Annotated in this window: 22 protein-coding genes; 7 read left to right on the top strand and 15 right to left on the bottom strand. The window is 64.9% G+C overall.

Annotation, left to right across the window (positions count from 1 at the left end; all coding sequences use genetic code 11):
* Nucleotides 1–112: 112 nt before the first annotated feature.
* Together QRN45_RS11465 and QRN45_RS11460 are read right to left on the bottom strand one after the other, a co-directional pair.
* On the bottom strand, nt 113–1591 hold the full coding sequence (locus QRN45_RS11465; RefSeq protein WP_241709684.1) for a sensor histidine kinase: 1479 nt from the start codon (nt 1589–1591) through the stop codon (nt 113–115).
* 12 nt (nt 1592–1603) lie between these two features.
* Nucleotides 1604–2344 (bottom strand): response regulator transcription factor, encoded by a 741-nt coding sequence (locus QRN45_RS11460; RefSeq protein WP_078106594.1) that lies wholly within the window; start codon nt 2342–2344, stop codon nt 1604–1606.
* 242 nt (nt 2345–2586) lie between these two features.
* Here QRN45_RS11460 and QRN45_RS11455 point away from each other — a divergent pair, with 242 nt between their 5' ends.
* The 5 genes from QRN45_RS11455 (at nt 2587) to QRN45_RS11435 (ending at nt 7397) form a co-directional block, all read left to right on the top strand.
* The gene (locus QRN45_RS11455) at nt 2587–3399 is read left to right on the top strand and encodes a hypothetical protein (RefSeq protein ID WP_284763445.1); all 813 of its coding nucleotides are present in this window, start codon (nt 2587–2589) and stop codon (nt 3397–3399) included.
* A gap of 155 nt (nt 3400–3554) precedes the next feature.
* The gene (locus tag QRN45_RS11450; RefSeq protein WP_241709685.1) at nt 3555–4373 is read left to right on the top strand and encodes an alpha/beta fold hydrolase; all 819 of its coding nucleotides are present in this window, start codon (nt 3555–3557) and stop codon (nt 4371–4373) included.
* Nucleotides 4370–5359, top strand: coding sequence for a diguanylate cyclase domain-containing protein (locus tag QRN45_RS11445; protein WP_241709686.1), 990 nt, complete (start codon nt 4370–4372; stop codon nt 5357–5359). Before QRN45_RS11450 ends, QRN45_RS11445 begins: the two co-directional genes overlap by 4 nt.
* 550 nt (nt 5360–5909) lie before the next feature.
* Nucleotides 5910–6779, top strand: a complete 870-nt coding sequence (locus tag QRN45_RS11440; RefSeq protein ID WP_078106591.1) for a winged helix-turn-helix domain-containing protein — start codon at nt 5910–5912, stop codon at nt 6777–6779.
* 87 nt (nt 6780–6866) lie between these two features.
* Nucleotides 6867–7397 (top strand): SixA phosphatase family protein, encoded by a 531-nt coding sequence (locus QRN45_RS11435; protein ID WP_241709687.1) that lies wholly within the window; start codon nt 6867–6869, stop codon nt 7395–7397.
* A 7-nt stretch (nt 7398–7404) separates the two neighbouring features.
* Here the strand turns inward: QRN45_RS11435 and QRN45_RS11430 are convergent, their stop codons facing one another.
* Nucleotides 7405–8355, bottom strand: coding sequence for a LysR family transcriptional regulator (locus tag QRN45_RS11430; protein WP_241709688.1), 951 nt, complete (start codon nt 8353–8355; stop codon nt 7405–7407).
* Nucleotides 8356–8427: 72 nt separating this feature from the next.
* Here QRN45_RS11430 and QRN45_RS11425 point away from each other — a divergent pair, with 72 nt between their 5' ends.
* Nucleotides 8428–9384 (top strand): EamA family transporter, encoded by a 957-nt coding sequence (locus QRN45_RS11425; RefSeq protein WP_241709689.1) that lies wholly within the window; start codon nt 8428–8430, stop codon nt 9382–9384.
* On the opposite strand, the gene QRN45_RS11420 is transcribed toward QRN45_RS11425, so the two are convergent.
* The 12 genes from QRN45_RS11420 to QRN45_RS11365 all read right to left on the bottom strand — a co-directional run bounded on the left by QRN45_RS11420 (nt 9357) and on the right by QRN45_RS11365 (nt 23962).
* Nucleotides 9357–9953: a hypothetical protein gene (locus QRN45_RS11420; RefSeq protein WP_284763444.1), complete on the bottom strand. Its 597-nt coding sequence runs from the start codon at nt 9951–9953 to the stop codon at nt 9357–9359. The two genes, QRN45_RS11425 and QRN45_RS11420, sit on opposite strands and share 28 nt — an antisense overlap.
* A 72-nt stretch (nt 9954–10025) precedes the next feature.
* Nucleotides 10026–10658 (bottom strand): TetR/AcrR family transcriptional regulator, encoded by a 633-nt coding sequence (locus tag QRN45_RS11415; protein ID WP_284763443.1) that lies wholly within the window; start codon nt 10656–10658, stop codon nt 10026–10028.
* Nucleotides 10655–12691, bottom strand: a complete 2037-nt coding sequence (locus QRN45_RS11410; protein WP_284763442.1) for a YhgE/Pip domain-containing protein — start codon at nt 12689–12691, stop codon at nt 10655–10657. Before QRN45_RS11410 ends, QRN45_RS11415 begins: the two co-directional genes overlap by 4 nt.
* Nucleotides 12688–13404, bottom strand: coding sequence for an ABC transporter ATP-binding protein (locus tag QRN45_RS11405; protein WP_264637388.1), 717 nt, complete (start codon nt 13402–13404; stop codon nt 12688–12690). Before QRN45_RS11405 ends, QRN45_RS11410 begins: the two co-directional genes overlap by 4 nt.
* Nucleotides 13405–13478: 74 nt before the next feature.
* Nucleotides 13479–14939, bottom strand: coding sequence for a dihydrolipoyl dehydrogenase family protein (locus QRN45_RS11400; RefSeq protein ID WP_284763441.1), 1461 nt, complete (start codon nt 14937–14939; stop codon nt 13479–13481).
* A gap of 61 nt (nt 14940–15000) precedes the next feature.
* On the bottom strand, nt 15001–15687 hold the full coding sequence (locus QRN45_RS11395) for an N-acetylmannosamine-6-phosphate 2-epimerase (RefSeq protein ID WP_284763440.1): 687 nt from the start codon (nt 15685–15687) through the stop codon (nt 15001–15003).
* Between the two features lie 45 nt (nt 15688–15732).
* Nucleotides 15733–16692 (bottom strand): ROK family protein, encoded by a 960-nt coding sequence (locus QRN45_RS11390; RefSeq protein ID WP_284763439.1) that lies wholly within the window; start codon nt 16690–16692, stop codon nt 15733–15735.
* A 664-nt stretch (nt 16693–17356) separates the two neighbouring features.
* Entirely contained in the window at nt 17357–18274 is a 918-nt protein-coding gene (locus tag QRN45_RS11385) for a dihydrodipicolinate synthase family protein (RefSeq protein ID WP_284763438.1), read from the bottom strand.
* 36 nt (nt 18275–18310) lie between these two features.
* Nucleotides 18311–19117: an ATP-binding cassette domain-containing protein gene (locus tag QRN45_RS11380; protein WP_078106580.1), complete on the bottom strand. Its 807-nt coding sequence runs from the start codon at nt 19115–19117 to the stop codon at nt 18311–18313.
* The gene (locus tag QRN45_RS11375; RefSeq protein WP_284763437.1) at nt 19114–21252 is read right to left on the bottom strand and encodes a dipeptide/oligopeptide/nickel ABC transporter permease/ATP-binding protein; all 2139 of its coding nucleotides are present in this window, start codon (nt 21250–21252) and stop codon (nt 19114–19116) included. Before QRN45_RS11375 ends, QRN45_RS11380 begins: the two co-directional genes overlap by 4 nt.
* Before the next feature lie 2 nt (nt 21253–21254).
* A complete protein-coding gene (locus tag QRN45_RS11370) occupies nt 21255–22211 on the bottom strand; it encodes an ABC transporter permease (RefSeq protein ID WP_274619728.1) in 957 nt (318 codons plus the stop codon).
* Between the two features lie 110 nt (nt 22212–22321).
* A complete protein-coding gene (locus QRN45_RS11365; protein WP_284763435.1) occupies nt 22322–23962 on the bottom strand; it encodes an ABC transporter substrate-binding protein in 1641 nt (546 codons plus the stop codon).
* Between the two features lie 361 nt (nt 23963–24323).
* Here QRN45_RS11365 and QRN45_RS11360 point away from each other — a divergent pair, with 361 nt between their 5' ends.
* Nucleotides 24324–25052: a FadR/GntR family transcriptional regulator gene (locus QRN45_RS11360; protein ID WP_078106576.1), complete on the top strand. Its 729-nt coding sequence runs from the start codon at nt 24324–24326 to the stop codon at nt 25050–25052.
* Nucleotides 25053–25155 lie beyond the last annotated feature (103 nt).

Raw genomic sequence — 25155 nt, 5'->3', positions numbered from 1 at the left:
TCGACGGTACAGGAGGATTCGGCTTAAGTCACATTTGGGTAACGGAGATCACGACGCCGGTGCGTCGACTTGCGCTCGCCGCGCACCGGCGTCGTCATTTTGTGGACGGCCTTCAGGCCGTGGCGGTCCTCAGCGCCGGAAGCCGCACCGCAAACTCCGTCCGGCCCGGCCGCGATGCCACTTCGACAGTACCGCCATGCGCCTGAACGATGGATTCCACGATCGACAAGCCGAGCCCGGACGTGCCCTCGGAACCGGAGCGGGCGGCGTCGGCACGGGCAAAGCGCGAGAAAATCCTGCCCTGGAAATCCGGCGGGATGCCCGGCCCGTTATCCGTCACGGTCACCACGGCGCTGCCATCGGCGGAACGCATGACGCCGGTGACCACGGTGGTACCCGCCTCCGTGTGCTTGCGGGCGTTGGAGAGCAGATTTGCCAAGACCTGGTGGAGCTGAGTGGTGTCGCCGCGGACCGTGATGGGCTCATCCGGGAGCTTGAGCTGCCAGATGTGTTCGGGGGCCATGACTTTCTCGTCGCTGACGGTTTCGACCACCAACTGCGTGAGGTCCACATCGGTGAACTCCGGGGCCTTGCCTTCGTCAAGCCGGGCCAGCAGAAGGAGGTCCTCCACGAGGGTGGTCATGCGTTCGGACTGGCTTTGCACCCGGCCCAGTGATTTGCGGCCGTCCTCGGTGAACGTCTCGGTCATGCGCAAGAGCTCTGTGTAGCCGCGGATGGCCGTCAGCGGAGTGCGTAGTTCGTGTGACGCGTCGGCCACGAACTGGCGCACTTTCGTTTCGCTTTGCTGGCGCGCCTCGAGGGCGCTCGAGACGTTGTCCAGCATGAGGTTCAATGCATGGCCCACGCTTCCCACCTCTGTGCCCGGGTGGGCCGCCGACGCCGGAACGCGCACCGCGAGTGCCACCTCACCGGCGTCGAGCGGAAGCTTCGATACCTTCGTGGCGACGTCGGAAAGTTGCTCCAAGGGACGCATGGTACGGCGGATCAGGACGGTTCCGGCCAGCCCGATCAGGATCAGCCCGCCCAAGGACACCAGCACCATGGTCCACACGAGCGAGGCCTCGGTGTCTTCTTTCGAGGCAAGCGGCAGCCCCGTGATGACCACATCGCCATAGGGGGTTTCGGCGGCTACCAGCCGGTAGCCGCCATTGGAGAGGGTGCGATCAACCGGACGGCCATCGGAGGGGAGCGCCAACAGTATTCCGGCATCGCTGGGCGACAACGGAGTACGGGTGGCATCCGAGGAGAGGAACCCGGCATCGCTGCTCACCTGGCCGCCAAGGATTCGCGCGTTCAGGGTGCCGATGCTCTGGCCCCGGGGATCCAGGGGGTCCGGACGGCCGCCGGGGTTGCCTTGCGGCGGGCGCCCGTGCGAGGCCTGCATCAATTGCTGGTCCAGTTGCTTCGTGAGGAACACGTCCATGGAGGCATAGCTGACCACCCCGACTGCGCCGCAGATGGCCACGAGGAGCGCCATGGAGAGGAGGATCAAGCGGGTGCGCAAGTGCCAGGTTGAGGGATTGAACCAGCTGTGGTCGGTTTGGCGGGGGATACCCGAGAGTGCGGACATTCGACGCCTCGGCTATTCGGCAGGCTTGATGACGTAGCCGGCTCCGCGCACCGTGTGGATCATGGGCGGATGGTTGGCCTCGATCTTCTTGCGAAGGTATGAGATGTAAAGCTCCACGATGTTGGCCTGGCCGCCGAAATCGTAATCCCACACGCGGTCCAGGATCTGGGCCTTGCTGACCACGCGCTTGGGATTTTCCATGAGGTAGCGCAGGAGTTCGAACTGGGTCGCGGTGAGCGGGATGTCTTCGCCGCCGCGGGTGACTTCACGGGTGTCAACGTTCAAGGTCAGGTCGCCTACCACCAGCTCGGCCGTGTCCATCGCAGCCACCCCCGAGCGCTGGACCAGGCGGTGCAGGCGCAGGAGGACTTCCTCCATGCTGAAGGGCTTGGTGACATAATCGTCGCCGCCCGCGGCCAACCCCACGATCCGGTCCTGCACGTCATCCTTGGCGGTGAGGAAAAGCGCAGGAACCTCGGGCGCAAAGGCGCGGATCCTGCCCAGCAGCTCAACGCCGTCGAACCCTGGAAGCATCACATCCAGCACCAGGACGTCCGGACGGAAGTCCTTGGCGAGCTTCACTGCGGCCGGACCGTCGCCGGCCACTGCGACCGACCAGCCCGCCATGCGCAGGCCCATGCTCATGAGCTCGGCGAGGCTGGGTTCGTCGTCCACCACGAGGGCGCGGATGGGAGAACCGTCCGGGTGGCTGAGCTGCGGAAGGTTGTTGGTCATGGAGTGCGAGGATGCCATGGGACAACTCTCCAATCTGCCGGTTTGCCGGTGCTTAGCCGTTGCTGTGAGCACCCTGTGAGTCCCAGCCTAGCCACCTGTCCAAAGGTTGCGCGGGTTCCCCCAGCAGAATCCGACACAACACCGCTGCAGGTCACAGGGAAGCCTTCAGTTCGACACAGCCAACGCACAGCAACGCGACTGACGCTGATTGGGACAAGAACAACCGCGACCAAAGAGTCTCGACTTCGATGGAGAACATCATGGATCAGCAAAACAACCCCTCCGTACCTGGTTCCGAGCCGGAGAACGGGCACCCGCAGCCAGTGATCCGCCCCGTTGATGAGTCCGGGCAGCCTGCCGCTGGTTGGGGTGCTCCCCAGCAGCCGGTGAACCAGCAGCCTGCCGCTGGTTGGGGTGCTCCGCAGCAGCCGGTGAACCAGCAGCCTGCCGCCGGTTGGGGTGCTCCGCAGCAATCCAACGCCGGACAGCCCCGACCTTCGTTTTTCAAGAATTGGAGCCTGAAGAAGGGCCTCATTGTCGGCGGCGTCGCGGTGGTGGTCGCTGCGGCGGCAGGAGCCGGCGCATATGCCGCCGGTAACGGGACCGCGGTGGCTGACACTACCAACGCGCAGGGTCCGGGTGCCGGGCAGAACGGGCAGGGCGGATTCGGCGGCCCCGGCGGCACGAACGCAGGCCCGGGTGGGCTCGGGGTGGGCATGGGCGGCCTGAACGCAGCGGTCCACTCGGAATACGTTGTCCTCCAGAACGGCAGCTACGTCACCATGGCGGGCCAGCTGGGAACAGTCACCGACATCTCGGCGAGCTCCATGACGGTCAAGAGCGAAGACGGGTTCACGAAAACCTATGTGCTGGGATCGGACATCGTGGTAGCTCAAGGTATGCGGCAACGCGGAAGCGGGACCACCGGCACCACCCTGACCCTCGCCGATGTGAAGTCCGGATCCAGCGTGCGGGTCACTGCGCTCAAGGATTCCGACAAGTACACGGCCCAGTCCATCCAGATCGTGACTGCCACCGCGTCAACCACCCAAGGAACCGGGACCACCAACTAACCCGCAGTTGATGTCGTTATCGGCCCCCAAAACGACATCTAATGCGAGTCAGTTGGGTACGATGACAAGGGCCGGCGGACGGGGGTTCACGGACGAGCCCGGCGCGGAAATGCGGAAGGGGTCAGGCCGATAGCCGAGGAGAGTTGAGGGTACCCATGACCGCGTCGATGGTTGAGCGGCACAATGTCACGGTCTTGGGGGCAACGGACGGCCAGGTCCTGATGTTCGCGCACGGTTTTGGCACGGACCAGAAGATGTGGGACCGGATTCTCCCGTTCCTGACGGAGCAATACCGCGTAGTTCTCTTCGACCACATGGGCTCGGGGGGATCCGACCAGGCATTTTATGATTCGTCCCGCTACTCGAGCCTTGACGCCTACGTTGCCGACCTCCTGGAGATCTGCGCCGAGCTGGACCTGGGGGGCGTGACGCTGATCGGCCACAGCGTCGGAGCCATGATGGCCATTGCCGCGGCCACGGCCGACCAGCAGTCGCGCATCGCCCGGCTCGTGCTCGTGACAGCTTCGCCCAGCTATATGAACCACCCCGACGACGGCTACTTCGGCGGCTATTCCAGTGATGAGCTGGACGAGCTCTTTGAATCCTTGGACGCCAACTACCTTGTCTGGGCCGAGGCGATGGCCCCTGTGTTCATGAACGTCCCCTCCTCACCCGAGTTCGGGCGGGAATTGCAGGGCAGCTTCCGTCGGATCAACCCCAGGGTTGCCCGCGATTTTGCCCGCGTCGCTTTCCTCTCCGACGTGCGTCATTTGTTGTCCCGCGTCGAATTGCCTGTGCTCATCCTCCAAAGCACGGACGACGTCGTCACTCCTGAACACATCGGAACCTACCTCCAGGAACGCCTGCCGACAAGCGTCCTCGTCAGGCTTGCCGCGACCGGCCATTTCCCGCAGACAAGCGCCCCGGAGGAAACAGTCAACGCTCTTCTTGACTACCTCGGCACCCCGGTATGACCGACGGGACAGTTGACTATCGGCAGATCTTCGACGCAGCCCCGGCCGGTTACCTGCTCACCCGGCCCGACGGTACCATCGTCGACGCGAACCGGACGATGTACGAGTGGACGGGACGCGGACAGGAAGCGCTGCTGGGGCTGAACCTGCTCTCCCTCTTGCCGGCCGGGGACCGGATCATGTTCCTGACCCACGCCATCCCGGCCATCGAATCCAACGGCTCGGTGAAAGAGCTTGCGGTGGAGATCCTCGCCGCCAACGGCGAAAGGCTGCCGGTATTGCTCGCGGTGTCCCGGACGCGGAAACCCGATGCCTTCGACACGGCTGCCCCCGAACTGAACGTCGTCGTCGTTTTTGGCGTCCACGAGAGGCGCCTTTATGAGCGGGAACTGGCCGCCACGTTGCGCAGGCTCGAAGAATCGGAGTTGGAACGGGCCAAACTCCTTGAAGAGGCCAGGCACCAAGCCACCCACGATGCCTTGACCCATTTGCCGAACCGGACCTTGTTGACGTCGCGCCTCGATGAGGCTTTGGAGCGTGCGGGCAACCACGGCCTGCACGTCGGCCTGTTGTTTTGCGATATCAACCGCTTCAAGGACATCAATGACACCTACGGCCACGCAGTGGGCGACGAGGTCCTCGGCCATGTCGCCGGGCGCCTCGCCGATGCGGTCCGCGGCGTCGACACCGTCGCGCGCTACAGCGGTGACGAATTCGTCATTCTCCTCCCGGCCCTGGAATCACCCGAGGAAATTGCCGTGATCGCCTCCCGCATCCTGAACAGCTTCGATCCGGAGTGCATCGTGGGCGAGTCGCAGCTGCGGGTCGAGCTCGCCGTCGGCCAAGCCGTGACGGCCGCGATGAGGCCAATGCTCCCCGAAGCGCGGGAAGAATTGGCGCGGCAGCTTCTCATGGAGGCCGACGCCGACATGTACCGATCCAAACCAAGGGCTGCGTCGAAGCTGGAAACCAGCCACGCGATGTGAGGTTGAGAAGCCTTGCAAAGGCCCTGACAGGCGATTTGCCAAAAGAATTTTCGATGGAAGCAGATCCAGGATTGGACAAGGGTTGTTTCATATCTCGAGATTCAAGGGCAAGCGCGTGACGTGACTTGAGATTCAGGAAGTGGCAATTCAATCAAATTTTATTCGAGTATTGCGCGCGCAACGGCCAGTGTGGCGAACGAGAATGGGTCACATTTGGACATGTCTGAATTGTGATGTGCGGCACAATAGTCCGATTCGTCTCAAAATGTGGACGTTTCCGCCCTTTGTTACTTGCAAGTTCCCTTTGTTACGTTGCACACTTCAAATGTGAACAAGAACTCAACAGCATCTGCAGCCGCAGCGATCGAGCCCAGCGCACCCGCTGGTTTTTCGATGAGCTGTTGTCGAATGCATGCCTAACTTCAGACCCCAGGAAGTTTCAGGCATTCGCCCCCTGCCCAGCGTCGGGCGCCCCTCCCCATCTCATTGCGGGGACCAGACCAGCATTCGAAGCCGCGATGACGGCTATTCACTTTGAGGTAAGCACTCCATGTCAGTTGCATCCGGATACGTCCATATCTCCGTCCGTAACGCCAATAAGGCCGCGTCGAACGCCGGCCTGCGTCCCGGCTTCGGAAACCGCCCGGCCTACGCCCAGCCCGCACCGCAGGGTGGCAGCCAGGCGCCCGGTTACGTCCCCCAGGGCTACAACCCCAACTCCTACGGACAGCTCCGCGCCGTTCCCGCCAACGAGGCCGCGCCAATGACTGCGCCCACGCCCGTCCTGGCTCCCGCAGACCGCTCCATCCGCCCCGTTGCCAGCGACAATGTGGCCCGCGGGTTCGTGCTCTACATGGGCATTGACGAAGACACCGCCGCTGCCGCAGGAACGTCCATCGCCAAGCTTGCCCAGGAAATCCGGGCTTACGCACAGTCCCTCGTTGCCGGTGCCGAGAGCTATGCCGCCGTCGCGGTAGCCCCGGCCAGTGCGCCCGGTTCGGCGCTCGACGTCGTCCGCTCGACTTTCGGTGACCCGACTGTTGGCAACCGCCAGCGCTCCGAAGCGCTCCGCCCGCAGCCTGCCCAGGAAGCCCGGCCGTCCGGCGTCTTGATCGACCTCGCCCGCCGTGAGGTGCACCTCGACGGCGAATCCCTGAACCTCACGTTCAAGGAATTCGAACTCCTCAACTACCTCGTCGAGAACGGCACCCGCACCGTGGGCCGCGATGAACTCCTCGAAGGCCTGTGGCGCAACGCCGAAGAAGTCCCGAACGAGCGCACCATCGACGTCCACATCCGGCGCCTCCGCTCCAAGCTCGGCCGCCTCGCGAACACCGTCCGGACCGTCCGCGGCCAGGGCTACCGCTTCTACGAGCACCCCGAGGTCATCGTCTGGGCCGCTCCGGAATACTCGATCTAGCCCCACCCAACTGACTCGCATTTGTTGTCGTTTTGAGCCCTCATAACGGCAACAAATGCGAGTCAGTTGGGATAGTAGGGTGGGGGGATGAGCGAGCATCACATCAAGCGGCTGGTGATCATGCGGCACGCGAAGTCGGACTGGCCCCTCGGGGTGCCGGACCATGAGCGACCCCTTGCCGAGCGTGGCCACCGGGAAGCCCCGCTCGCGGGCAAATGGCTCCTCAAGCACCACGTGATTCCGGACTTCATCTTGTGTTCGTCCGCGCTCCGGACCCGCCAGACCTGCACCTGGGTGTGCAGCGAACTGGGGGACAAGGCCCCGACGCCGAAACTCGAGGACGGCCTCTACGCCGCCTCCGCGCAGCGGATGTTGACCGTCATCAACCACGTGCCCGAAACCGTCACCACGCTCATGATCTTTTCGCACATGCCCGGCGTGCAGGAGCTCGCGATGCACCTGGCTTCCCGCGACTCTGACCATGACGCCTACATGGACGCCGCCACGCGCTACCCCACGAGCGCCGTGACCGTGATGGAACTCGAGAAGCCGTGGGCTGAACTCGATGGCCAGGATGCCCGGCTGACCCACTTCACCGTTCCCCGCCCCAAGAAGTAGTCCCCGGCTAATCCACCTCGAGGCCGGCCGCCACATCCTGCAGCAAGCGCACCACATGGCGGATGCTGGGACTTGCCGTCATCGTCTTGCGGTACACGATTCCCACTTGGCGTTGCTGCATCGGGTTAACCACGGGCACCGCCACCACTCCGGCGGGAAGCTCAGGCCTTCCGAGCCGCGGCACGAGGGCCACCGCCACGCCCTGCTGAACCATGGCGATATGCGTGGAAAAGTCGGGGTCGTAGATGCGGATGTCCGGCACGCGGCCCAGGCCCGCGAGGATTGCCAGCAATGCTTCATTGCAAATGGCCCCGGCCGGCGTGCTGATCCAGCTTTCGTCCACGAGGTCGGTAGGCTCGACGGCGGTCCGTCCGGCCAGCGGGTGCGCCGAGTTGAGCAGGACGTCGGCGGTGTCCAGGCAGAGGTCCTCGTGGACCATGTTCTCCGGAATGACCAGGGGCACTGAGTGCCAGTTGTGCACGACGCCGAGATCGGCTTCACCGGTGGCGACCCTCTGGACGGCCTCGCGCGGGTCCTCGGCCACCACCCGGATTTCAAGCCCGGAGCCGCCAGGCCCGGAACTCGCCCGCGAGCCCGTGCCAGCCTGAGCCGCGCCCAGTTTCCCCAGCATCGGCCCCACCAGTCCGCGGCAGGCGGTGGAGAATGCCACGAGCCGCAACACGCCGCTTGGCTTCGCAGGGTCGGCGAGCAAGGTGGCCTGCAGCTCTTCCAATTCGCCCAGGATGCGCCGTCCGTACTCGGCCAGCGCCATGCCGCGGTCCGTCAGCAGTACGCCGCGGCCGTGACGTTCCAGGACCGTCACGCCGCTTTGCTTCTCGAGCTTCTTGATCTGTTGGGAGACCGCCGAGGGGCTGAATCCCATCGCCTCCGAGGCGGCCACCACGGAGCCTTGCTGTTCCACGGCTACGAGGGCACGCAACGCCGCAATCTCAATCATGAAGCAAACGTACACGATCCGATGCAGAATTCAACGCTGGTGCTTCATCCTTTTGACTGCCAGAGTTGAATCGTGAATATCCGACACTCAGCACTCGCCGTCCTCGTCGCCGTCCTTTGGGGCCTGAATTTCGTCGCTATCGACTTTGGCCTACACCCCGCAAGCGGGAATGGCAGTGACGGGAGCGGTGGAGCGGCCGACGTGCCGCCGCTGCTGTTCGTCGCCATGCGCTTCGTGCTGGTGGTGTTCCCCTGCATCTTCTTCGTCCGCAAGCCGAACGTGAGCTGGAAGGCGATCATCGGCGTCGGGCTGTTCATGAGCGCCGGGCAATTTGGCCTCCTCTACCTGGGCATGGCCCTCGGCATGCCAGCCGGGCTCGCGTCACTGGTGCTACAGGCGCAAGTGCTCCTGACGGTGCTCTTGGCGGCCAGGTTCCTGGGCGAGCGGCCCAGCAAGCGCCAGCTGACGGGCGTGGTGCTGGGTGTGGCCGGACTAGCGCTGGTGGCGGTCGGTCGAAGCCTGGTGGCTCCGGTGGTGCCGCTCATGATTGTGCTTGCCGCCGCGTTGTCCTGGGCTGCGGGAAACATCATCGCACGCAAGGCCAAGGCTGCCTCGGGACTGGGGCTCGTGGTCTGGTCCGGAGCGGTGGTCCCGTTGCCGCTTGCTGCCTTGTCGCTCCTCGTGGACGGCCCTGCCGCCGTCGTCGGGACCCTTTCCAACCTTCAGCCGGCGACCATCCTGAGCGCCCTGTACACCGCCATCTTCGCCTCGCTGGTGGGTTACGGCATCTGGAACCGGCTACTCAGCCTGTACCCGAGTTCGGCCGTGGTGCCGTTTACGTTGTTGGTCCCGGTGGTGGGAATGACCGCGGCGTGGCTGCTCATCTCGGAGGTCCCGACGACGGCGGAACTGGCCGGCGGCCTCCTCCTGCTGGGCGGCGTGGCCACTGCCGTGCTGCAGCGGCGAGCGAAGCCTGGGGATGTGGCCGCGCCCGAAATGAGTCAGCGCCTGGGTGCCGGCTTGCGCTGAGCCGGCGCTCCCGACGTCGGGCGTTTGGCGGAGGTGGCCGGGGCCGGTTTCCGCGGGACAGGTCGCTTCACGGCCCCCGACGCCGGACGGGCCGCCGGCCGCTGGGCGGGCCTGGCGGGTGCCGGGGAAGGGCGCGAAGCAGGCCGGGGCGCTGGACGCCGGGCTGCCGGACGGGCCGCCGCTTTCGCACGGCGGGACGGCCAGACCGCCCCCAAGAACAAGACCAGCAAGGAACTGCAGCCGGCAAGGGCGGCGAGGTAGAAATAGATGTCCGAGTCCTTGGTGCTCACCGCGCTGCCCAAGGCGTTGTCATCCTGGTTGAAAGCGAGCCCCCACATGCGCAGGAAAGCGATTCCGAACGCGATGAACAGGATGCACGAGATGGCTCCGAGAACCAGCATGAAGTGCCTTCGACGGACGATGACCTCCGCGACGCACGCAAGGTAGCCGAGCGCCAGGACCCCGAGGAAGGTGTACATCACGTTTTCGTCGAGGGTGATGGCAAGGAGCACCAGCAAACCAGCGGACACCACGGCAGAGACGATCGCAAGCTTTCCGCTGTTCCCCATGTGACGCATGGGATCAATCATCCCTGACCGGCTGGCGGCGCCACGCCTCTGGGCGCGGCAGTTGCCATACCGTTACCGCAGCACGTAGCCGCGCATGATGGTCATGACGGCCGCTATGCTCTGCTCCCGGGTGCGCTCGGGGTTGTACGTCTGCCGGTCAAGGCCCACCACGAAGATCGCCCCGAACATGGCGGCCTCGAGGCTGCCCCGGGCAATTCCCGTATCCACGGGGTACGTGGTGGCGACTTTTTCGATCGCCGCGCCGATCACGGACAACAACTCGCTGCGGAGTTCGACGAAGAGCTTGCCCCACTCGCTGGGAGTCCGCCAGTTCTCGCTGATCCAGAGCCGCGCGAAGGACGGATAGTCGTCCATGAAGTCCATGGCCTGGCCGAGCATGGCTTCCATGGCCTCGAGCGGATCGGAGTGCAAGCCGTCGATGGTCTGGAGCCGCCCGAGCATGATGTCGACGCCGTGGCGCAGCAACTGGGCGATCAGGTCGGACTTGCTGCCGAAGTTGTAATAGACCGTTCCCTTCGACACCCCGGCTGCGGCCGCGATCTCGTCCACCGTGACGCCCGCCGCGCCGCGCTCGCCGATCAGCTCCATGGAAGCATCGAAAAGGCGCTGCTTGGTCGCGTTCGTGCGCGCCGGGCGGAGCTTCTTCTCCGGGAGCCCGGTGACGTCCGGCTCGTGCATGCTCATACCGCGATCTCCGGTTTCAGGGTCTTGAGGGTCCAGAACTTGTGCTTACGGACGGCCAGCGTGGAAAGCGCGGCTCCCAGCACAGTGTAGCCAAGCAGGCCCAGGACAATCGGCCAGATCATGGACAAATCGCCGCCGTAGATCAAGTGCCGCATGCCGGTCACCACGTAACCCATCGGCATGATCTCGTGCACCACGTGCAGCGGCATGGGGGTTGTTTGCCAGGGGAACGTTCCGCCGGACGACACCAACTGGAGGACCAGCAGGATCAGCACCACGAACTTGCCCGGAGTTCCCAGGAGCGCCACGATGCCCTGGATGAGGGCAGTGAACGCCATGACCGCAGCCAGCATGAATAACCACATCCACACGGGGTGCGCCGCGTTGAGGCCCAGCCCCAGGTCCACCACGAGGGTGAGGATACTGGCCTGCAGCACGGACACCACGAAGAACGGCAGCCAGCCGCCGACGGCGATTTTCCATGACGGAGCGTTCGACGCCAGGGCCCGCTGCGTGATGGGACGCATCGCCTGGACCAGCATGAACACACCGATCCAAAGGGACAGCGTCAGGAAGAACGGGGCCAGGCCCGCACCGTAGGACCCTGCCTTGGCCTGCGAAACGTTGTTGACCGCAACCGGATCGGCGATCACCTTGGACACCTCGCTCTTTTGGGCGTCGTTCGGGTTCGGGACCTTGCCTGCGCCCTTCGCCAACTCGCTCGCCAAGGTGCGGGATCCGTCCGCAGCCGTCGCGGCACCGCTCGCAAGCTGCGCCGCGCCGTCGTCGAGCTTTGCCGCACCGTCCGCCAGGGCTGCCGTGCCGTTGACGGCGGACTGTTCGCCCGCCGCGAGCGTCCCGGCGCCGGAGCTGAGCTGGTCCGCGCCTGCCGAGGCCTGGCCGATGGCGCCCGTCAGCGCCGGCGTGGCGCCCGCAAGCTTGGCAGCGCCCGCACTGACCGCGGCAGATCCGTTGGAAAGCTGCTGGATCTGCGCGGCGTCCGCCGAGATCTTGGCTTTGGCATCGGTGACCGGGCCGGACGCTGCCGCGGTGTCGAAGTCGGCCAGGAACCTATTCGCCTGGTCCTGCGTGATGACCCCGGCGGACACGAGCCGCGCGTTGGACGCCACCACGCGGTCCCGCGCGCCGGCGTCGAACGCTGAAAGCTGCCCGACGACATCCTGGACCTTCGCGTTCAGCTGCGCGTTTCCGGCGGCTACTTGGGAGGCGCCGTCGGCGAGCTTCTGCGAGTCGGCCGGAAGGGACGCGGTCTTGTTCTTCAGTTCCGTGAGCCCCGCGCTGAGCTGCCCGGCGCCGTCGTTCAGCTGGTTGGCGCCGTCGCGCAACTTGGTTTGGCCTGCCAGGAGTTCGGACGCGCCGCTGCTGAGCTTGCCGGTTCCATCGTGGAGGGTGGCCGCGCCGTCGCTCAGCTTGCCGACGCCGTCGGCGAGCTGGGAGGCTCCGTCGGAGGCTTTGACGATGGAGGCGTGAATGGTCCCGAAGCCCGTGAGGAGCTGGTTTGCGGTCTCCTCGCCCACTTCCTTGGCCACCGTCGAGTGCACCGCGGTGGTGAGCTTGTCCACGATGGTGCTGAGGAGGTAGTTGTTCGCGTCGTTGGTGGTGACGTTGAGCATCGCCTGGTTGGCCGCATTGAAACTGCCGGGCGAGACCAGGTTGGCCGAGAAGTCCTTGGGAATCTTCAGGGCGAAGGCGTACTTGCCGGATTCAACGCCGGCGTCGGCTTCGGCCGCCGTGGTCACCCGTTGCCAGTTGAAAACGTGGCTCTGCACGAGGCTGTCGGCAACCTTCTGGCCTGCCTGCAGCTCGGGGCCGCTGGCCGGCTGGGCTCCCGCGTCCTCGACGACCAGCGCGGCGTCGATCTGGTTGAGGTTGCCGTACGGGTCCCAGTTCGCGTAGAGGTACACGGCTCCGTAAAGCAGGGGCACCATGGTCAGGGCGAGGATGGTCAGCTTAGGCAGGAGCCCGCCGGTCATGCGTTTGAGTTCGGAGCGGGCCAGCCGCAGAACAGTCACTTTGCGGTCCTTTGCAGGGTTTCGGGTACTTCTTCGGGATCTTCTTGCGCGGCGTCTGCGGGTTCCGCGGTTTCGGCCGGTGCCGTGTGCGTGACCGAGTTGCCGATCACCGCGGCCGGGCCGTCCCAGGTGTCCGGGAGGGCAGAAACAACCGCGACGACGGCGAGCGGCCGCCCGGCGTCGTACGCCAACTGCTCAAGGCGGGGGAGCCAATCCGCGGTGTTAGCGCTGTGGCGGTCCGGGGAGTCGAGCACCAGGAGGTCAAGGGCCGGGTCCGCGAGGGCAAGGGCGGTCAGCAGCTCAAGGCGTCGGTCCGCGGGGAGCTGCTCAATCCACAGTCCGGCGATGTCCTCGAAACGGTTGACCTTGAGCCACGGCTTGCTGAGGAGCGCGCCGCGGTAGCGGCGGGGGATGAGGGAGAGGTCTTCGGTGACGAGGTCGCGGACGCTCAAATGCTGCTCGGGCTCGTTGACGCCGGGAGCGTCAATGATGGCGCTCGCGGCCCGGACCTTTTTGGTCTTCGTGGAGTTGTCCCAGCTCAGGAGGCCTTTGTTGGGTTTCATCCGGCCGCTCAGCGCAAGCGCCAATGCCGTGCGCTGGTCCTGACCGTCCCCGCTGACCAGGAGAAGTTCCCCCCGCCTGGCTTCGAGGGACGTGGGAGGCAGGAGATCGTCCCGGCGGCCGTCGATCTGGAGTTGCTGTGCAGACAGCACAATTGGACCTTTCGCAGAACCTGTTATCTGCTCCAATCGTAACTGAACTGACCAGTCAGTTCAAATAGACTCCATCACAGGCCGTACTTCTCCAACAGGCGCAGCCACACCTCGCTGATGGTCGGGAACGACGGCACCGCGTGCCATAGGCGGTCCAGTGGGACTTCGCCCACAATCGCGATGGTTGCGCCGTGCAAAAGCTCGGCTACTCCAGGCCCGGCGAACGTCGCGCCCACCACCACCTTCCGGTCCTCGTCCACCACCAGTTGCGCCCAGCCTTCGTAATTTTCCGAATGCAGCTGGGAGCCGGACACGTTGATGGGGAGTTTCACCGAGCTTGCGTTGATGCCCTTCTGCAGCGCCTGCTTGAGGCTCGGGCCCACGGATGCCACTTCCGGATCCGTGAACACCACGCTCGGGATCGCGTATTCGTCGGCCGTCTTCGCCAGGGAACTCCACGGTTTCGGGGTGCCGTGGAGGGTTCCTTGGGCGCGGGCCACAATAGCGTCGCCCGTTGCCCTGGCCTCGTACTTGCCCTGATGGGTGAGGAAGACAGATCCCGCGGCATCGCCGGCTGCGTAAAGCCACAGCCCGCTGGTCCCGTCGCTCGCTGCGCCCTCAACCAAGCCGCTCGAGTCCGTGGTGAGGCGCAAAGGCTTGCCCTCTTCGGCGTCGAGACCCACGTTTTCGAGTCCCAGATTGTCAAGGGAAGGCCGACGACCTGTGGCCACCAGCAACTCGTCACTCTTCAAGACCGTCCCGTCGCCCAGCGTGACGCTGAAGGCAGTGTCCGGGTTGTGTTCGACCCGCGCCGTGTCTGCCCCAAGGTGCAGATCGACGCCGTCGGCCCGCAGCCCCGCCGCGACCAAGTTGGCGGCTTCCTCGGGAAATGCGCTCAACAGTCGGCCTCGGGCAACGATCGAAACCGACGAGCCTAGGCGGGCGAAAGCCTGGGCAAGCTCGACGCTGGCCACCCCGCCGCCCAACACGATGAATCGTTGAGGGATGTGCCGCACCGAGGTGGCGCCGCGGGTGGTCCAGTAGGGGACGTTGCGCAAGCCGTCGATTTTCGGGATGAGCGGTGTGGATCCGGTGGCCACCACCACGGCGTGATGGGCTTTGAGCGAGTAGCTGGCGCCGTCCTTGCCGTCTACTTGGACTTCGCGCGGGCCCGTGATGCGCGCCCGGCCCCGGATGAGCTCGATCCCCGTGTCTACGAGCCATTGGACCGCTCCGTCGTCCTGCCATTTGTTGGTGAAGTAGTCGCGGTACTTCAGGACCGGTGCGGGGTCCAGGACCTTGGTGACGGAGTCCGACGCCCCGGGCACTGATTGTGCCGTGTGCAGTGCGGTTCCCGGCCGAAGGAGCGCTTTGGAGGGTATGCACGCCCAGTAGGAGCATTCCCCTCCGACGAGCTCGGCCTCCACAATTGCGCAAGTGAGGCCTCCCCGGACCACACGATCTGCAACGTTCTCACCCACAGCCCCGGCGCCGATCACGATGACATCGAATTCCCGGATATTCTCCTCAGCCATGGGAGAAGCCTACGCCCGGACACAGGCCGGGATGAGGGACCCGGCCACGGATTCTGCAGGGTCAGGCGTCCATTGCGCCTCTGAACCAGCTGGTGATGCTCGCCGGATGCGTGATGGCGGTACCGACGACGACGGCGAACGCCCCGGCGTCGAGCGCCTGGCGGGCTTGTGCGGGGGTGTGGATGCGGCCCTCGGCGATGAGCGGCTTGCCTAGTCCGGCGCCGGCGATTTCCGCGAGAAGCTCAAGGTCGGGGCCGTCTGTCTTGGCACGTTCCCCGGTGTACCCGGCCAGCGTGGTGCCGATCAGGTCAGCACCGGCTTCGACGGCGGCCACAGCATCACCGAAGGAACCGCAGTCGGCCATGACAAGGGCGTGCGATGCGGCGTGGATTCCGTCAACGGTTTGCTTGAGGCTCAAGCCATCGGGACGCATGCGCCGCGTGCCGTCGATAGCCACGACGTGAGCGCCGGCATTCGCCACGGCGAGGGCGTGCCGGAGCGTCGGGGTGATGAACACGCCGTCGTGCCCGTCCTTCCAGAGCCCGATCACCGGAACCTCCACCGCGGCGCGGGTGAACTGGACATCCGCGAGGCCCTGGACCCGGACTGCCGCGGCACCACCGATAACCGCGGACGCCGCCACCTGGCCGGTGGTCCGGGGATCCCGCATGGGTTCGCCCGGGTAGGCCTGGCACGACACGATCAATTGCGAGCGGAGGGCTTCGAGGCCGTCGGGGGTCAAGATCATGGGGGTCTCCTTGCGAGGTTGTTCGGGGTTTCGGGCGTTCGCGGGTCAGCTCAGGACGAGTTTGGCCGCGCCCACGATGGCCGCGGTATTGCCGAGCGCCGCGCGAAGCACGGGAATGTCAGCAAGTGGGCCCATAAGCTCTTTGCGCAGGGCGCGTTCCATGGGCTTCCACCAGAAATCTCCCGCATCCGCCAGACCGCCGGAAACCACTACCGTCTCCGGGTCGAGGATGTTGACGAGCCCGCCGATCGCCTGCCCGGCAGCACCCGCGCCCGCCCCGATGGCTTTGACGGCGGCAGCACTGTCAGCCGCGGCGGCACTATCGCCGTCGCGGGCCACGGCAAACACGGCACGCGTGTCCGCGATCTCGGAGGAACCGCCGAAACGGATGAACGACTCATGGATGGCCGGCCCCGAGGCGATCGCTTCGACGTGGCCCGAGCCGCCGCACACGCACGGGAGGGCTTTGCCCTCGTGATAGGCGTACGGCGACGCAAAATGCCCAACGTGCCCACCTACATAGTGGTGCCCCAAAACAGGAGAGCCGTCCAGCACAAAGCTGCCGCCCACACCTGTCCCGAAAGCCACCATCAACGAACTCGAAGACCCCGAAGCCGCCCCGCGCCATGCCTCACCCAAAGCATGCGCATGCACATCATTGACTGCACTGACCGAGCCCCGCGGCAAGCCAAGGAGTTGCGCCAGCCCGGCCGTCAACCTTGTCCCGGCCCACCCCAGAATCGCATCAGTCGCAGAAACCACCTCACCATTCACTGCATCGATGACCCCGGCAGAACCCACGCCAACACGCCCGACGTCGATTCCCGCACCCGCCGCCCGCCGCATGAGCCGCTCCACGAGTGCCGCCGTCTCCCGCAAAATCACGTTGCCCCCACCCCGATTCAGCGTAGGAATCTGCTCCGAAAACAACACCTCCCCATCGGCCCCCACAACCCCAGCGGCCGTCTTCGTCCCCCCAAGATCAACCCCGACCACGTACATCATGTTTTTGTCCTCCGGATCGTTCGATTGCTGTTGCTGCCGTTGCTGTGTGGTCAGGTTAGCCGTCGTCGCGGCGGCGCCCAGGCTGCGGTTCGTTGATGATCAGGTTAGCTCTGGCTGGGACAGCGCGGACCCATCATTTCGCCGGCGCTTAGCGTTCAGCCCCTCCCCAAGCCTCGCAAGCTCGGCTCGGGCCCCTGGGGCTTCTCTTCCTCCCGACGTTCCGCTACGGTCGCTAAGCGACCTCCGCAGAACTCTGGTCGGCGATGCGCGCCTACACGAAACAATGCGCCCGCGCTTTGCGCTGTCGCCTCGCCGATCGCCGGCCGCACCGACTGATACCGACGCTCCCGAAGCGGGCGGTGACCCGATCGCCCGAGTGGCGGAGGGACGGTTTTGTGTAGTCCCGCATCGCCGACCAGAGCATTGCGGAAGGCGCTCAGCGACGGTAATGCGGCGTCGGGAGGAAGAGAAGCCCCAGGGGCCCGAGCCGAGCTTGCGAGGCTTGGGGAGGGGCTGAACGCTAAGGGACGGCAAAACTGGTCCGCCGGCACGACCCGACCACTGCAACCCACCAAAGGTGACGCTCGCCAACCCCCAGGTGACGGCAACCCGCTCAGGTGAGGGTAGATCCGAAACTCAGGCGGGCCGAGCCGGCGCCGCCTCCCTAGACGAGGCCGTTGCGTTCGAGGATCGTCCGGATTGCGGAGGTTTCTTCGGCGTTCAGGGAGAGCATGGGGGCGCTCATGGTGTTGGATTCGATGATGCCCATGATTTGGAGGGCCGTCTTGAAGGCGCCTAGTCCTGCTGCGCCGCCGGAGACCCGGCCGTTGGGGGTGTAGACGATGTCGAAGAGGTCGGCGAGGCGGTCTTGTTCGGCGGCCGCGGCGGTCCAGTCTCCGCCTTGGGTGGCGTCGAACAGGCGGCGGTAACCGGCGGGGTCGACGTTGCCGAGGCCGGGGACTACGCCTTGGGCGCCGGCGAGGAGGGCGCCGTCGACGACGATTTCGTGGCCCGTGAAGATGTCGAAGTTGGGGATGTCCTTGGCTGCGAGGACGAGTTGGCGGAAGGAGACGTCGTCGCCGGAGGAGTCCTTGACGCCTGCGATGACGCCGTCGCGGCCGAGGCGGACCAGGAGATCGGTGGGCAGTTTGAAGTGGGTGCGGACAGGGACGTCGTAGGCGAAGATCGGCTTGTCCACGGCAGCGTGGATGCTGCGGAAGTGGGTTTCGGTCTCCTCGGCGTTGCCGATGGCGTAGTACATGGAGGTGACCACGATGGCGTCGGCGCCGAGATCCACGACTTTGCGTGCTTCTTCGATGACGCGGTTGGTGGTTTGCTCGTTGGCACCCACGATCAGGGGCACGGCGCCGGCGTTCGCGTCGGCGATCGTGGAGACGACGAGGTCGCGCTCTTCGTTGGTCATGTAGGGGACTTCGCCCGAGGAGCCCAACACGAAGAGGCCGGACACGCCGCCGTCGAGCAGGTGCTTGGTGACGTTCTTCAGGGACGCGGTGTCAACGCGGCCGTCAGCGTGGCGGGGGGTGATGACCGGGGGAATGACGCCCTGGAACTGAGTAGACACAGAAATCTCCGTTGCTTGGATCTGGATGGGAAAAACTTAGGTGTGAAGCAGGCTGGGCGCGGCGCCGAGCAGCTTCTTGGTGTAGTCGTTGCTCGGGTTGTCGAAGACCTGGGCGGCCGGGCCTTCCTCGACGATCTGTCCGAAGTACATGACGCAGATGCGGTCGGAGACGTAGCGGACGGTCTGGATGTCGTGCGAGATGAAAACCATGCCGAGGTTCAGCTGGGTTTTCAGGTCGGACAGCAGGTTGAGGACTTGGGCGCGGACGGAAACGTCGAGGGCCGACGTCGGCTCGTCCGCCACGATAATGTCAGGGTCCAGGGCAAGGGCGCGGGCAATCGCCACGCGCTGGCGCTGGCCGCCGGAAACCTGCGACGGCGTGACCTCGCCGGCCGATTGCGGCAGGCCGACGAGGGCCAGCAGTTCCTTGACCTTGTCGGAGCGCGACGCGGCGTTGCCGATGCCGTGCACCTGCAGGGGATCGGTGAGGATATCCTGGATGGTCATGCGCGGATTGAGTGCCGTGGCCGGGTCCTGGAAGACCACGGAGACGGCGCGTCCGAATTCCTTGCGCATCCGGGCGTTGCGTTTGATGGCCGGCTTGCCGTGGAAGAGAACCTGGCCCGACGTCGGGGCCTGGAGTCCCACGAGCACTGAAGCGAGCGTGGACTTGCCGCAGCCGGACTCGCCGACGATGCCGACCGTTTCGCCGCGGCTGATGCTGAAGTCCACGCCGTTGACCGCCTTGACGATGTTCGGCCGGAAGAGACCGCCCGTGCGGGCACGGTGGTGGACCTTGACGTCTTTGAGCTCGATGACCGGCTTGCCGGTTGAAACGCTCACTTTGCGTCCTCCTTCAGGTGGCTTGCCCAGTAGTGGTCGCGGTCTGCTCCGTCGCCGGCAGGATCGACAATGGCGAGGACCAATTGCTGGTTCGGGTCGGCGTCGGGCCTCAGCGAGCGGGCCGCAAAGCGGTCGCCGGGAGCGAAATCGCGCGGCGACGGGACGGTGCCGGGGATCTGGTGGAGGCGGACGGCGTCGGCCTCGATGGAAAGGACGGCGCCCAACAGGCCGCGCGTGTATTCGTGCCGTGGGTTTTGCAGGAGCTCCGAAGCCTGAGCGGATTCCACCACCTGGCCGGCGTACATGACCGTGATCCGGTGCGCCAGGGAGGCGACCAGGGCGAGGTCGTGGCTGACGAAGACCATGGCGAAGCCGAGCTGCTCGCGCAGTTCGTTGAGCAGTTCCACTACCTGCTTCTGGACGGTGACGTCGAGGGCGGTGGTGGGTTCGTCAGCCACCACGATCTTCGGCGAGCGGGAGAGCGCCATGGCGATCAGGACGCGTTGGCGCTGGCCGCCGGAGAGCTCGTGCGGGTAGCTGGCGAGCGTCCGGACGGGATCGAGCTTCACCATTTCCAGCAACTCGGCGGGGGTCTTGCGGCCGCCGCGCCTGGTCAGCTGGGTCATCTGCTCCTTGATCTTCATGGAAGGGTTGAGCGAGCTCAACGCATCCTGGTAGACCATGGCGATCTGTTCGCCGCGCAGGCCCTGGTAGGCCTTGGCGTTGCTGTGCTTCGAGCCGGAATCCAGGAGTTCCTTGCCGTCGAAGGTGATGGACCCGGTGATCTCGGCGGTCTTTGGCAGGAGGCCCATGATCGCGAGGGAGGTGATGGACTTGCCGCAACCGGATTCGCCAACCAGGCCCATGGTCTCTCCTTCGCGGACGGTGAAGGAGACGTTGTCCACGATCGCGGTTTCGCCGAAACGGCCGGGGAAGCGGATGGATAGGTTCTTGACCTCCAGCACGTTGCGGGCGTCGGCGGGGACCTGGGCGAGCCGGTCCGTGCGCTTGGCCTCGATGGACGCGAGGAGCTCGAGCTCCTTATCCAGCAGGGCGTGGGGATTCTCCACCGCGAGTCGCGGATCATTCAGGACAGACGCCGCGTAGTCCTCTTCCGAGAGCGGATCGCCGTTGGCGGCGCGGACGCCGTCGAGCTCGTGCTGCTCGACCACGGAAGACTGGGCTACCGACGTCGCGATCTCGGTATCGACGGCGGCACCGGCCACTGCCGCGCCCGCAAAGGCAGCGGCAGCACCGTCGTCGTCCTTCACAACGGGAGCCTTGCGCAGCTTCGGGTTCACCATGGCATCGGTGAGGCCTTCGGCGAGGATGTTCAGCGCAAGCACGGTGAGCAGGATGGTGAGGCCGGCGAAGGTGGTAGCCCACCAGCCGCCGGACAGGACAAGGTTGCGGCCGTAGGAGATGACGTTGCCCCAGGACGGCGCGGGATCCTGGACACCGGCGCCGAGGAAGGACAGGGATGCTTCGAGGATGATGGCGTCGGCCACCATGACCGTCGCGAAAACCAGCACCGGGGCCGCGGTGTTGCGGACAATGTGCTTGAGGAGGATGTAGGGGCGGCTTGCACCCATCACGCGTTCGGCGCGGACGTAGTCTTCACCGTATTGGGAGAGCACATTGGCGCGGACTACGCGGGCGAGCTGCGGCGTGTAGATGATGGCGATCGCGACGATGATCGTGGGCACCGAGTTGCCGAATGCGGCCAGGAGTACGGCTGCGAGGGCGATGCCCGGGAACGCCATGAGGATGTCCATGAGGCGCATGATGATCTCGTTGACAGCTTTGCTGGACGTCGCGGCCAGGGAGCCAAGCACTGCGCCGACGACGATCGCGAGGGCCACTGCGCCGAGGCCGATCATGAGTGAAGACTGCGAACCGTAAAGGAGCCGGGAGAAGACGTCCCGGCCCAGGCGGTCGGTACCGAAGAAGTGGTCGCCGTCCGGCGCTTGCGCCGGAATGAACGTTTCCAGGGGATCGTGCGGCGCGATGACAGGTGCGAAGATCGCCGCCAGGGCGATGACCACGAGGAACAACAAGGCAAAACGCGATCCCCACGGGAGGGACTTGAAACGGACGCCCGGGGCGCTGAGCCGTTCAGCAAGTTTGCTGCGCATGGCTATACCGTCCTGATTCGGGGGTTGATGAGCAGGTACAGGAGGTCAACCACGATGTTCACCAGAACGAAGGTGACCGAGATGGTGAGGACCACGCCCTGGACCAGGTTGACGTCCAGGTTGGTGATCCCGTTGAGGATCAGCTGGCCCATGCCGGGAAGGGCGAAGATCATTTCAATCACGACGGCGCCGCCCAGGAGGTAGCCGATCCTGAGCCCCAGCACGGTCACCGGAGTCACGAGCGCGTTGCGCAGGACGTTCCGGGAAACCACTTCGCGGTAGGGGACCCCGTTGCCGATGGCCGTGCGGACGTAGTCGCGGTCGAGTTCCTCCACCATGGACGTGCGGACCACGCGGATAAGCGAAGCCGAGACCGGAATGCCGAGGGCGAGGGCCGGGAGCGCCATCGAGTTGAGCCAACCGCCGAAGCCGGACTCCGGCGTCGCGATTCCACCCGAGGGAAACAGCGGGTTGTCGCCGAGCGCGAACCACTGGATGAGCAGGATGCCTAGCCAGAAGGACGGGGTGGCGATCGCCGCGATGGAGAAGATCCGCACCAGCTGGTCCTGCCACTTGTCGCGGTAGAGGGCGCCGATGATGCCGAAGACCAAGGACAGGACGATGGCGATGATCACGCCGAGGAAGGTCAGCTGGAGGGTCAGCGGGAAAGCCGAGGCGATCATGCTCGCCACCGACTTGGACGGCGGGGTGGTGACGCCAAGATCGAGATGCAGGAGCCTGCCGAGGAAACGGAAGTATTGGACGAACAGGGGATCGTTCAGGCCGTTGTCCTGGCGGTACTGCTGTTTGGCTGCCTCGCTGGCGCCTTCGCCGAGGGCCGTGCTGGCCTGGTCGCCTGGTGCTGCTTGAAGGACGAGGAAGACCAGCAGTGTGATGCCCAGGATCATCAAGGGCAATGCTGCGAGCCTGCGTCCAAGCAGACGCAATATCATGACCAATTTGTTCTCCGGTTACTTTGGTGCGGGTACCCAACTAACTCGCAGTAAGTGTCGTTTTGAGCCGTCTAAACGACAACAAATGCGAGTCAGTTGGGGTGGGGTGCGGCGTGCTACGAAGTGCGGCCGACGCCGATGAAGGACAGTCCCGTGGTGGGCAGCGGCTTGAAGCCCGACAGCTTCTTTTCGTCCCATGCACTGGGGAGCTGGCGGTGGAACAGCGGGTACAAGGGAAGTTCCTCGGAGACGAGGTCCACGATTTGGCCGGTGATCTTCTTCGCGTCAGCGGCCGCGGCCTGTGATCCCTTATCCATCAGGCCCTGGAGGGTGGCGCTTTCCGGGGTAGTCCAGTAGGCGCGCTTGGCCATCCAGGTGGCGCCGGAGTAGAACCAGCTCAAAAGCAGGTCCGCGTCGTTGCCGAAGACGGAGGGGTCGCCAGGGGCCGCGACTACCGAGAAGTCGGCTTTGCCGACCCTGTCTGAGTACAAGGCTCCGGACTGCAGGTTCTTCGCGGTGACCTTGACGCCGGGGATTTTGTTCCAGGATTCCAGCATCAGCGGGGCAACGTCCTTGACCCAGGCGGTATCCGTGGTGAGCAGTTCGAATTCGAGGTTGCTCACGCCGGCCTGCTGGAGGAGGTCCGCGGCCTTCTGGGGATCGTAGCCGTAGACGTTCTTTGCCTTGACGTAGTCCGGGTGGCCCTCCTGGAAGTACGACGACGCGGCCTTCGCATTGCCGAACAAGGCCTTCTTGATGATGGCGTCTTTGTCCAGTCCATAGTGGAGTGCCTGGCGGACCAGCTTGTTGTCGAACGGGGCCTTGGCACAGTTGAACATCAGGAACAGCATGCCGAAGGACTGCACGGATTCAACCCGTGTCTTGGACTTGAGCCCGTCCATGTCCAGGTAGGGGACGTCTTCGATCGCCTGGACGCGTCCCGACTGGGCTGCCGTGACACGGGCTGCCGCGTCCGAGAGCAACAACCAGGTCATCCCCTTGGCGAGTGCCGGCTTGGGGCCGTTGTAATCGGCGAATGCTTCGAAGACGATCTTGTCGTCCTTGACGGCCGAGATCAGTTTGTAGGGGCCGGAACCGACGGGCTTGGCATCGAATCCCTTCTGATCGGTCGAGGCCAACGCCTTCGGAACCACCTTCACCACGGAGATTCGCGGTCCGAAACCGGGGAAGGGGTATTTCAGCGAGAATTCCACCGTCTTCGCGTCGAGGGCCTTGACGTCTTTGATGAAGGGAATGAACTGGGAGAACAAGGACTTGTTGGCCGGGTCCATCACGCGGGTGAAGGAGTAGACAACATCGTCCGTGGTGACGGGGGCGCCGTTGTGGAACTTGGCGCCGTCGCGGATGGTCACCTGGTACGTGGTGTCGTTGACCTTTTTGGGGTCGCTCGCGGCCAGCGCGTTATAGGGCTCGCGGGTAGCGGGGTGGAGTTCCACGAGGCCTTCGAAGATGTGCAGGTTGGCGGCCTGCGGAGTGGCGCCGGAAGACGTCAGCGGGTCGAAACCCGTGGACAGGGCATAGGAGATGCCTGCCTCGATGGTGAGGTCCTTGTTGACGGTCGCAGTGTTGTTCGCTCCGCCCGTCGTGGTGGAGGCAGGACCGCCACACGCGGACAGGGTGGCCGTGAACGCTGCCGCGGCTCCGATCGCCCCGGTCAGCTGGAGGAAGTTGCGCCGGCTCGCGTCGCTGACCAGCGGCAGTTTGTTAATCGTGTTGCTCATAAGATGCCTCACCATTCAAGTTTTCTGGTTATCGGATGTAGGACATCCGATGCTCGTAAAGAAACTGTAAGGGCGGTCACACGAAGTCGTCAAGCGAGATCTGGATCACTGGCGACCCGACGGGCGGCTCCGGCGCTGCCAGCGGGGGCTGCCGTCGGGGCCTTGCGCCGCGGTTCACCGGCGGGGTCGGCCTGGGGCTCGGTCAAAAATAAGGGCGAACATCTATCAAGGAGATGGGACATCCGATATTGTATGTTGCGAAGCACTATATCCACGGTGGGCGCTAGGCTCACCTCAACATTAACACCGCACTGATTCCTTGTCCCCGGTCCTCACAGGATCCAGGCCAAGGATGAGTACTTTTGCAAGGAGAGCCATGACCACTTCCGGTGTCGTTCCGCAGGCGCGGTTCAGCGCACAGGCCCGGCTCAGGGCCCTCCAGTCGGACATTATGGAATTGATCCTCGAGCGCGAGCTCGAGGCGGGCGATCCATTGCCCACGGAAAACGAACTCTCCGTGGCTTTGGGCGTAGGGCGCAACACGCTGCGCGAGTCCCTGAAAGTTCTGCAGGCCCTCGGTGTCATCGAGATCCGCCATGGTTTTGGCATGTTCGTCGCCCCGAGCAACTTCGAGGCGCTCGCCGACGGCCTGACGTTCCGGGGCCGTTTGTCGCTGCGCCACCAGGGGCTCGAGGCGCTGCAACTCGTAGACGTGCGCCAGGCCCTCGAGTCGGGGCTGATCGGATCCTCGATGGATGTGATGACCACCGAGCAGCTCGCTTTGATCGAAGAAGCCGTCAAGCAGATGGAGGAGCTCGCGAACTCCGGCGAGAACTTCGTCGCCGCCGACGCCGAGTTCCACCGCCGGCTGTTCGAGCCACTGAACAACGAGCTCCTCATCAACCTGATGGGCGTCTTCTGGAAGGTCTACCGGAAAATACACGTGGAAATCGGCTCCGACAACGAAGATCTTGTAGCCACGGCGGCCATGCACCGAAGCATCTACACCGCCGTCGCCACCGGGGACAAGGCCGCGGCAGCCGAACTGCTCAACCGCCACTTCGATGGGATCCGCCGCCGCATCAGCGACGCCGTCGCGGTCTAAAGCCTGGCACCCAAGCTCACGGGCCGCCGTCGTACTTTGTCATGAAGTACGACGGCGGCCCTTGCCTTTTGTGCGCGCGGCACCTGGAGGGCGCGCCAACCAA

The sequence above is a fragment of the Arthrobacter sp. efr-133-R2A-63 genome (assembly GCF_030209795.1).
In the GTDB taxonomy this organism is placed as follows: domain Bacteria; phylum Actinomycetota; class Actinomycetes; order Actinomycetales; family Micrococcaceae; genus Arthrobacter; species Arthrobacter bambusae_A.
Note: the sequence above shows the minus strand (reverse complement) of the source record. Positions and strands in the feature narration are given on the sequence as shown.

Coding starts and splice junctions, on each gene's coding strand:
- QRN45_RS11465 (WP_241709684.1), bottom strand. CDS start 1,591: ATGTCCGCACTCTCGGGTATCCCCCGCCAAACCGACCACAGCTGGTTC.
- QRN45_RS11415 (WP_284763443.1), bottom strand. CDS start 10,658: ATGAGCATGCACGAGCCGGACGTCACCGGGCTCCCGGAGAAGAAGCTC.
- QRN45_RS11395 (WP_284763440.1), bottom strand. CDS start 15,687: ATGATCTTGACCCCCGACGGCCTCGAAGCCCTCCGCTCGCAATTGATC.
- QRN45_RS11445 (WP_241709686.1), top strand. CDS start 4,370: ATGACCGACGGGACAGTTGACTATCGGCAGATCTTCGACGCAGCCCCG.
- QRN45_RS11360 (WP_078106576.1), top strand. CDS start 24,324: ATGACCACTTCCGGTGTCGTTCCGCAGGCGCGGTTCAGCGCACAGGCC.
- QRN45_RS11420 (WP_284763444.1), bottom strand. CDS start 9,953: ATGGGGAACAGCGGAAAGCTTGCGATCGTCTCTGCCGTGGTGTCCGCT.
- QRN45_RS11375 (WP_284763437.1), bottom strand. CDS start 21,252: ATGCGCAGCAAACTTGCTGAACGGCTCAGCGCCCCGGGCGTCCGTTTC.
- QRN45_RS11440 (WP_078106591.1), top strand. CDS start 5,910: ATGTCAGTTGCATCCGGATACGTCCATATCTCCGTCCGTAACGCCAAT.
- QRN45_RS11450 (WP_241709685.1), top strand. CDS start 3,555: ATGACCGCGTCGATGGTTGAGCGGCACAATGTCACGGTCTTGGGGGCA.
- QRN45_RS11435 (WP_241709687.1), top strand. CDS start 6,867: ATGAGCGAGCATCACATCAAGCGGCTGGTGATCATGCGGCACGCGAAG.
- QRN45_RS11390 (WP_284763439.1), bottom strand. CDS start 16,692: ATGATGTACGTGGTCGGGGTTGATCTTGGGGGGACGAAGACGGCCGCT.
- QRN45_RS11455 (WP_284763445.1), top strand. CDS start 2,587: ATGGATCAGCAAAACAACCCCTCCGTACCTGGTTCCGAGCCGGAGAAC.
- QRN45_RS11460 (WP_078106594.1), bottom strand. CDS start 2,344: ATGGCATCCTCGCACTCCATGACCAACAACCTTCCGCAGCTCAGCCAC.
- QRN45_RS11365 (WP_284763435.1), bottom strand. CDS start 23,962: ATGGTGAGGCATCTTATGAGCAACACGATTAACAAACTGCCGCTGGTC.
- QRN45_RS11430 (WP_241709688.1), bottom strand. CDS start 8,355: ATGATTGAGATTGCGGCGTTGCGTGCCCTCGTAGCCGTGGAACAGCAA.
- QRN45_RS11400 (WP_284763441.1), bottom strand. CDS start 14,939: ATGGCTGAGGAGAATATCCGGGAATTCGATGTCATCGTGATCGGCGCC.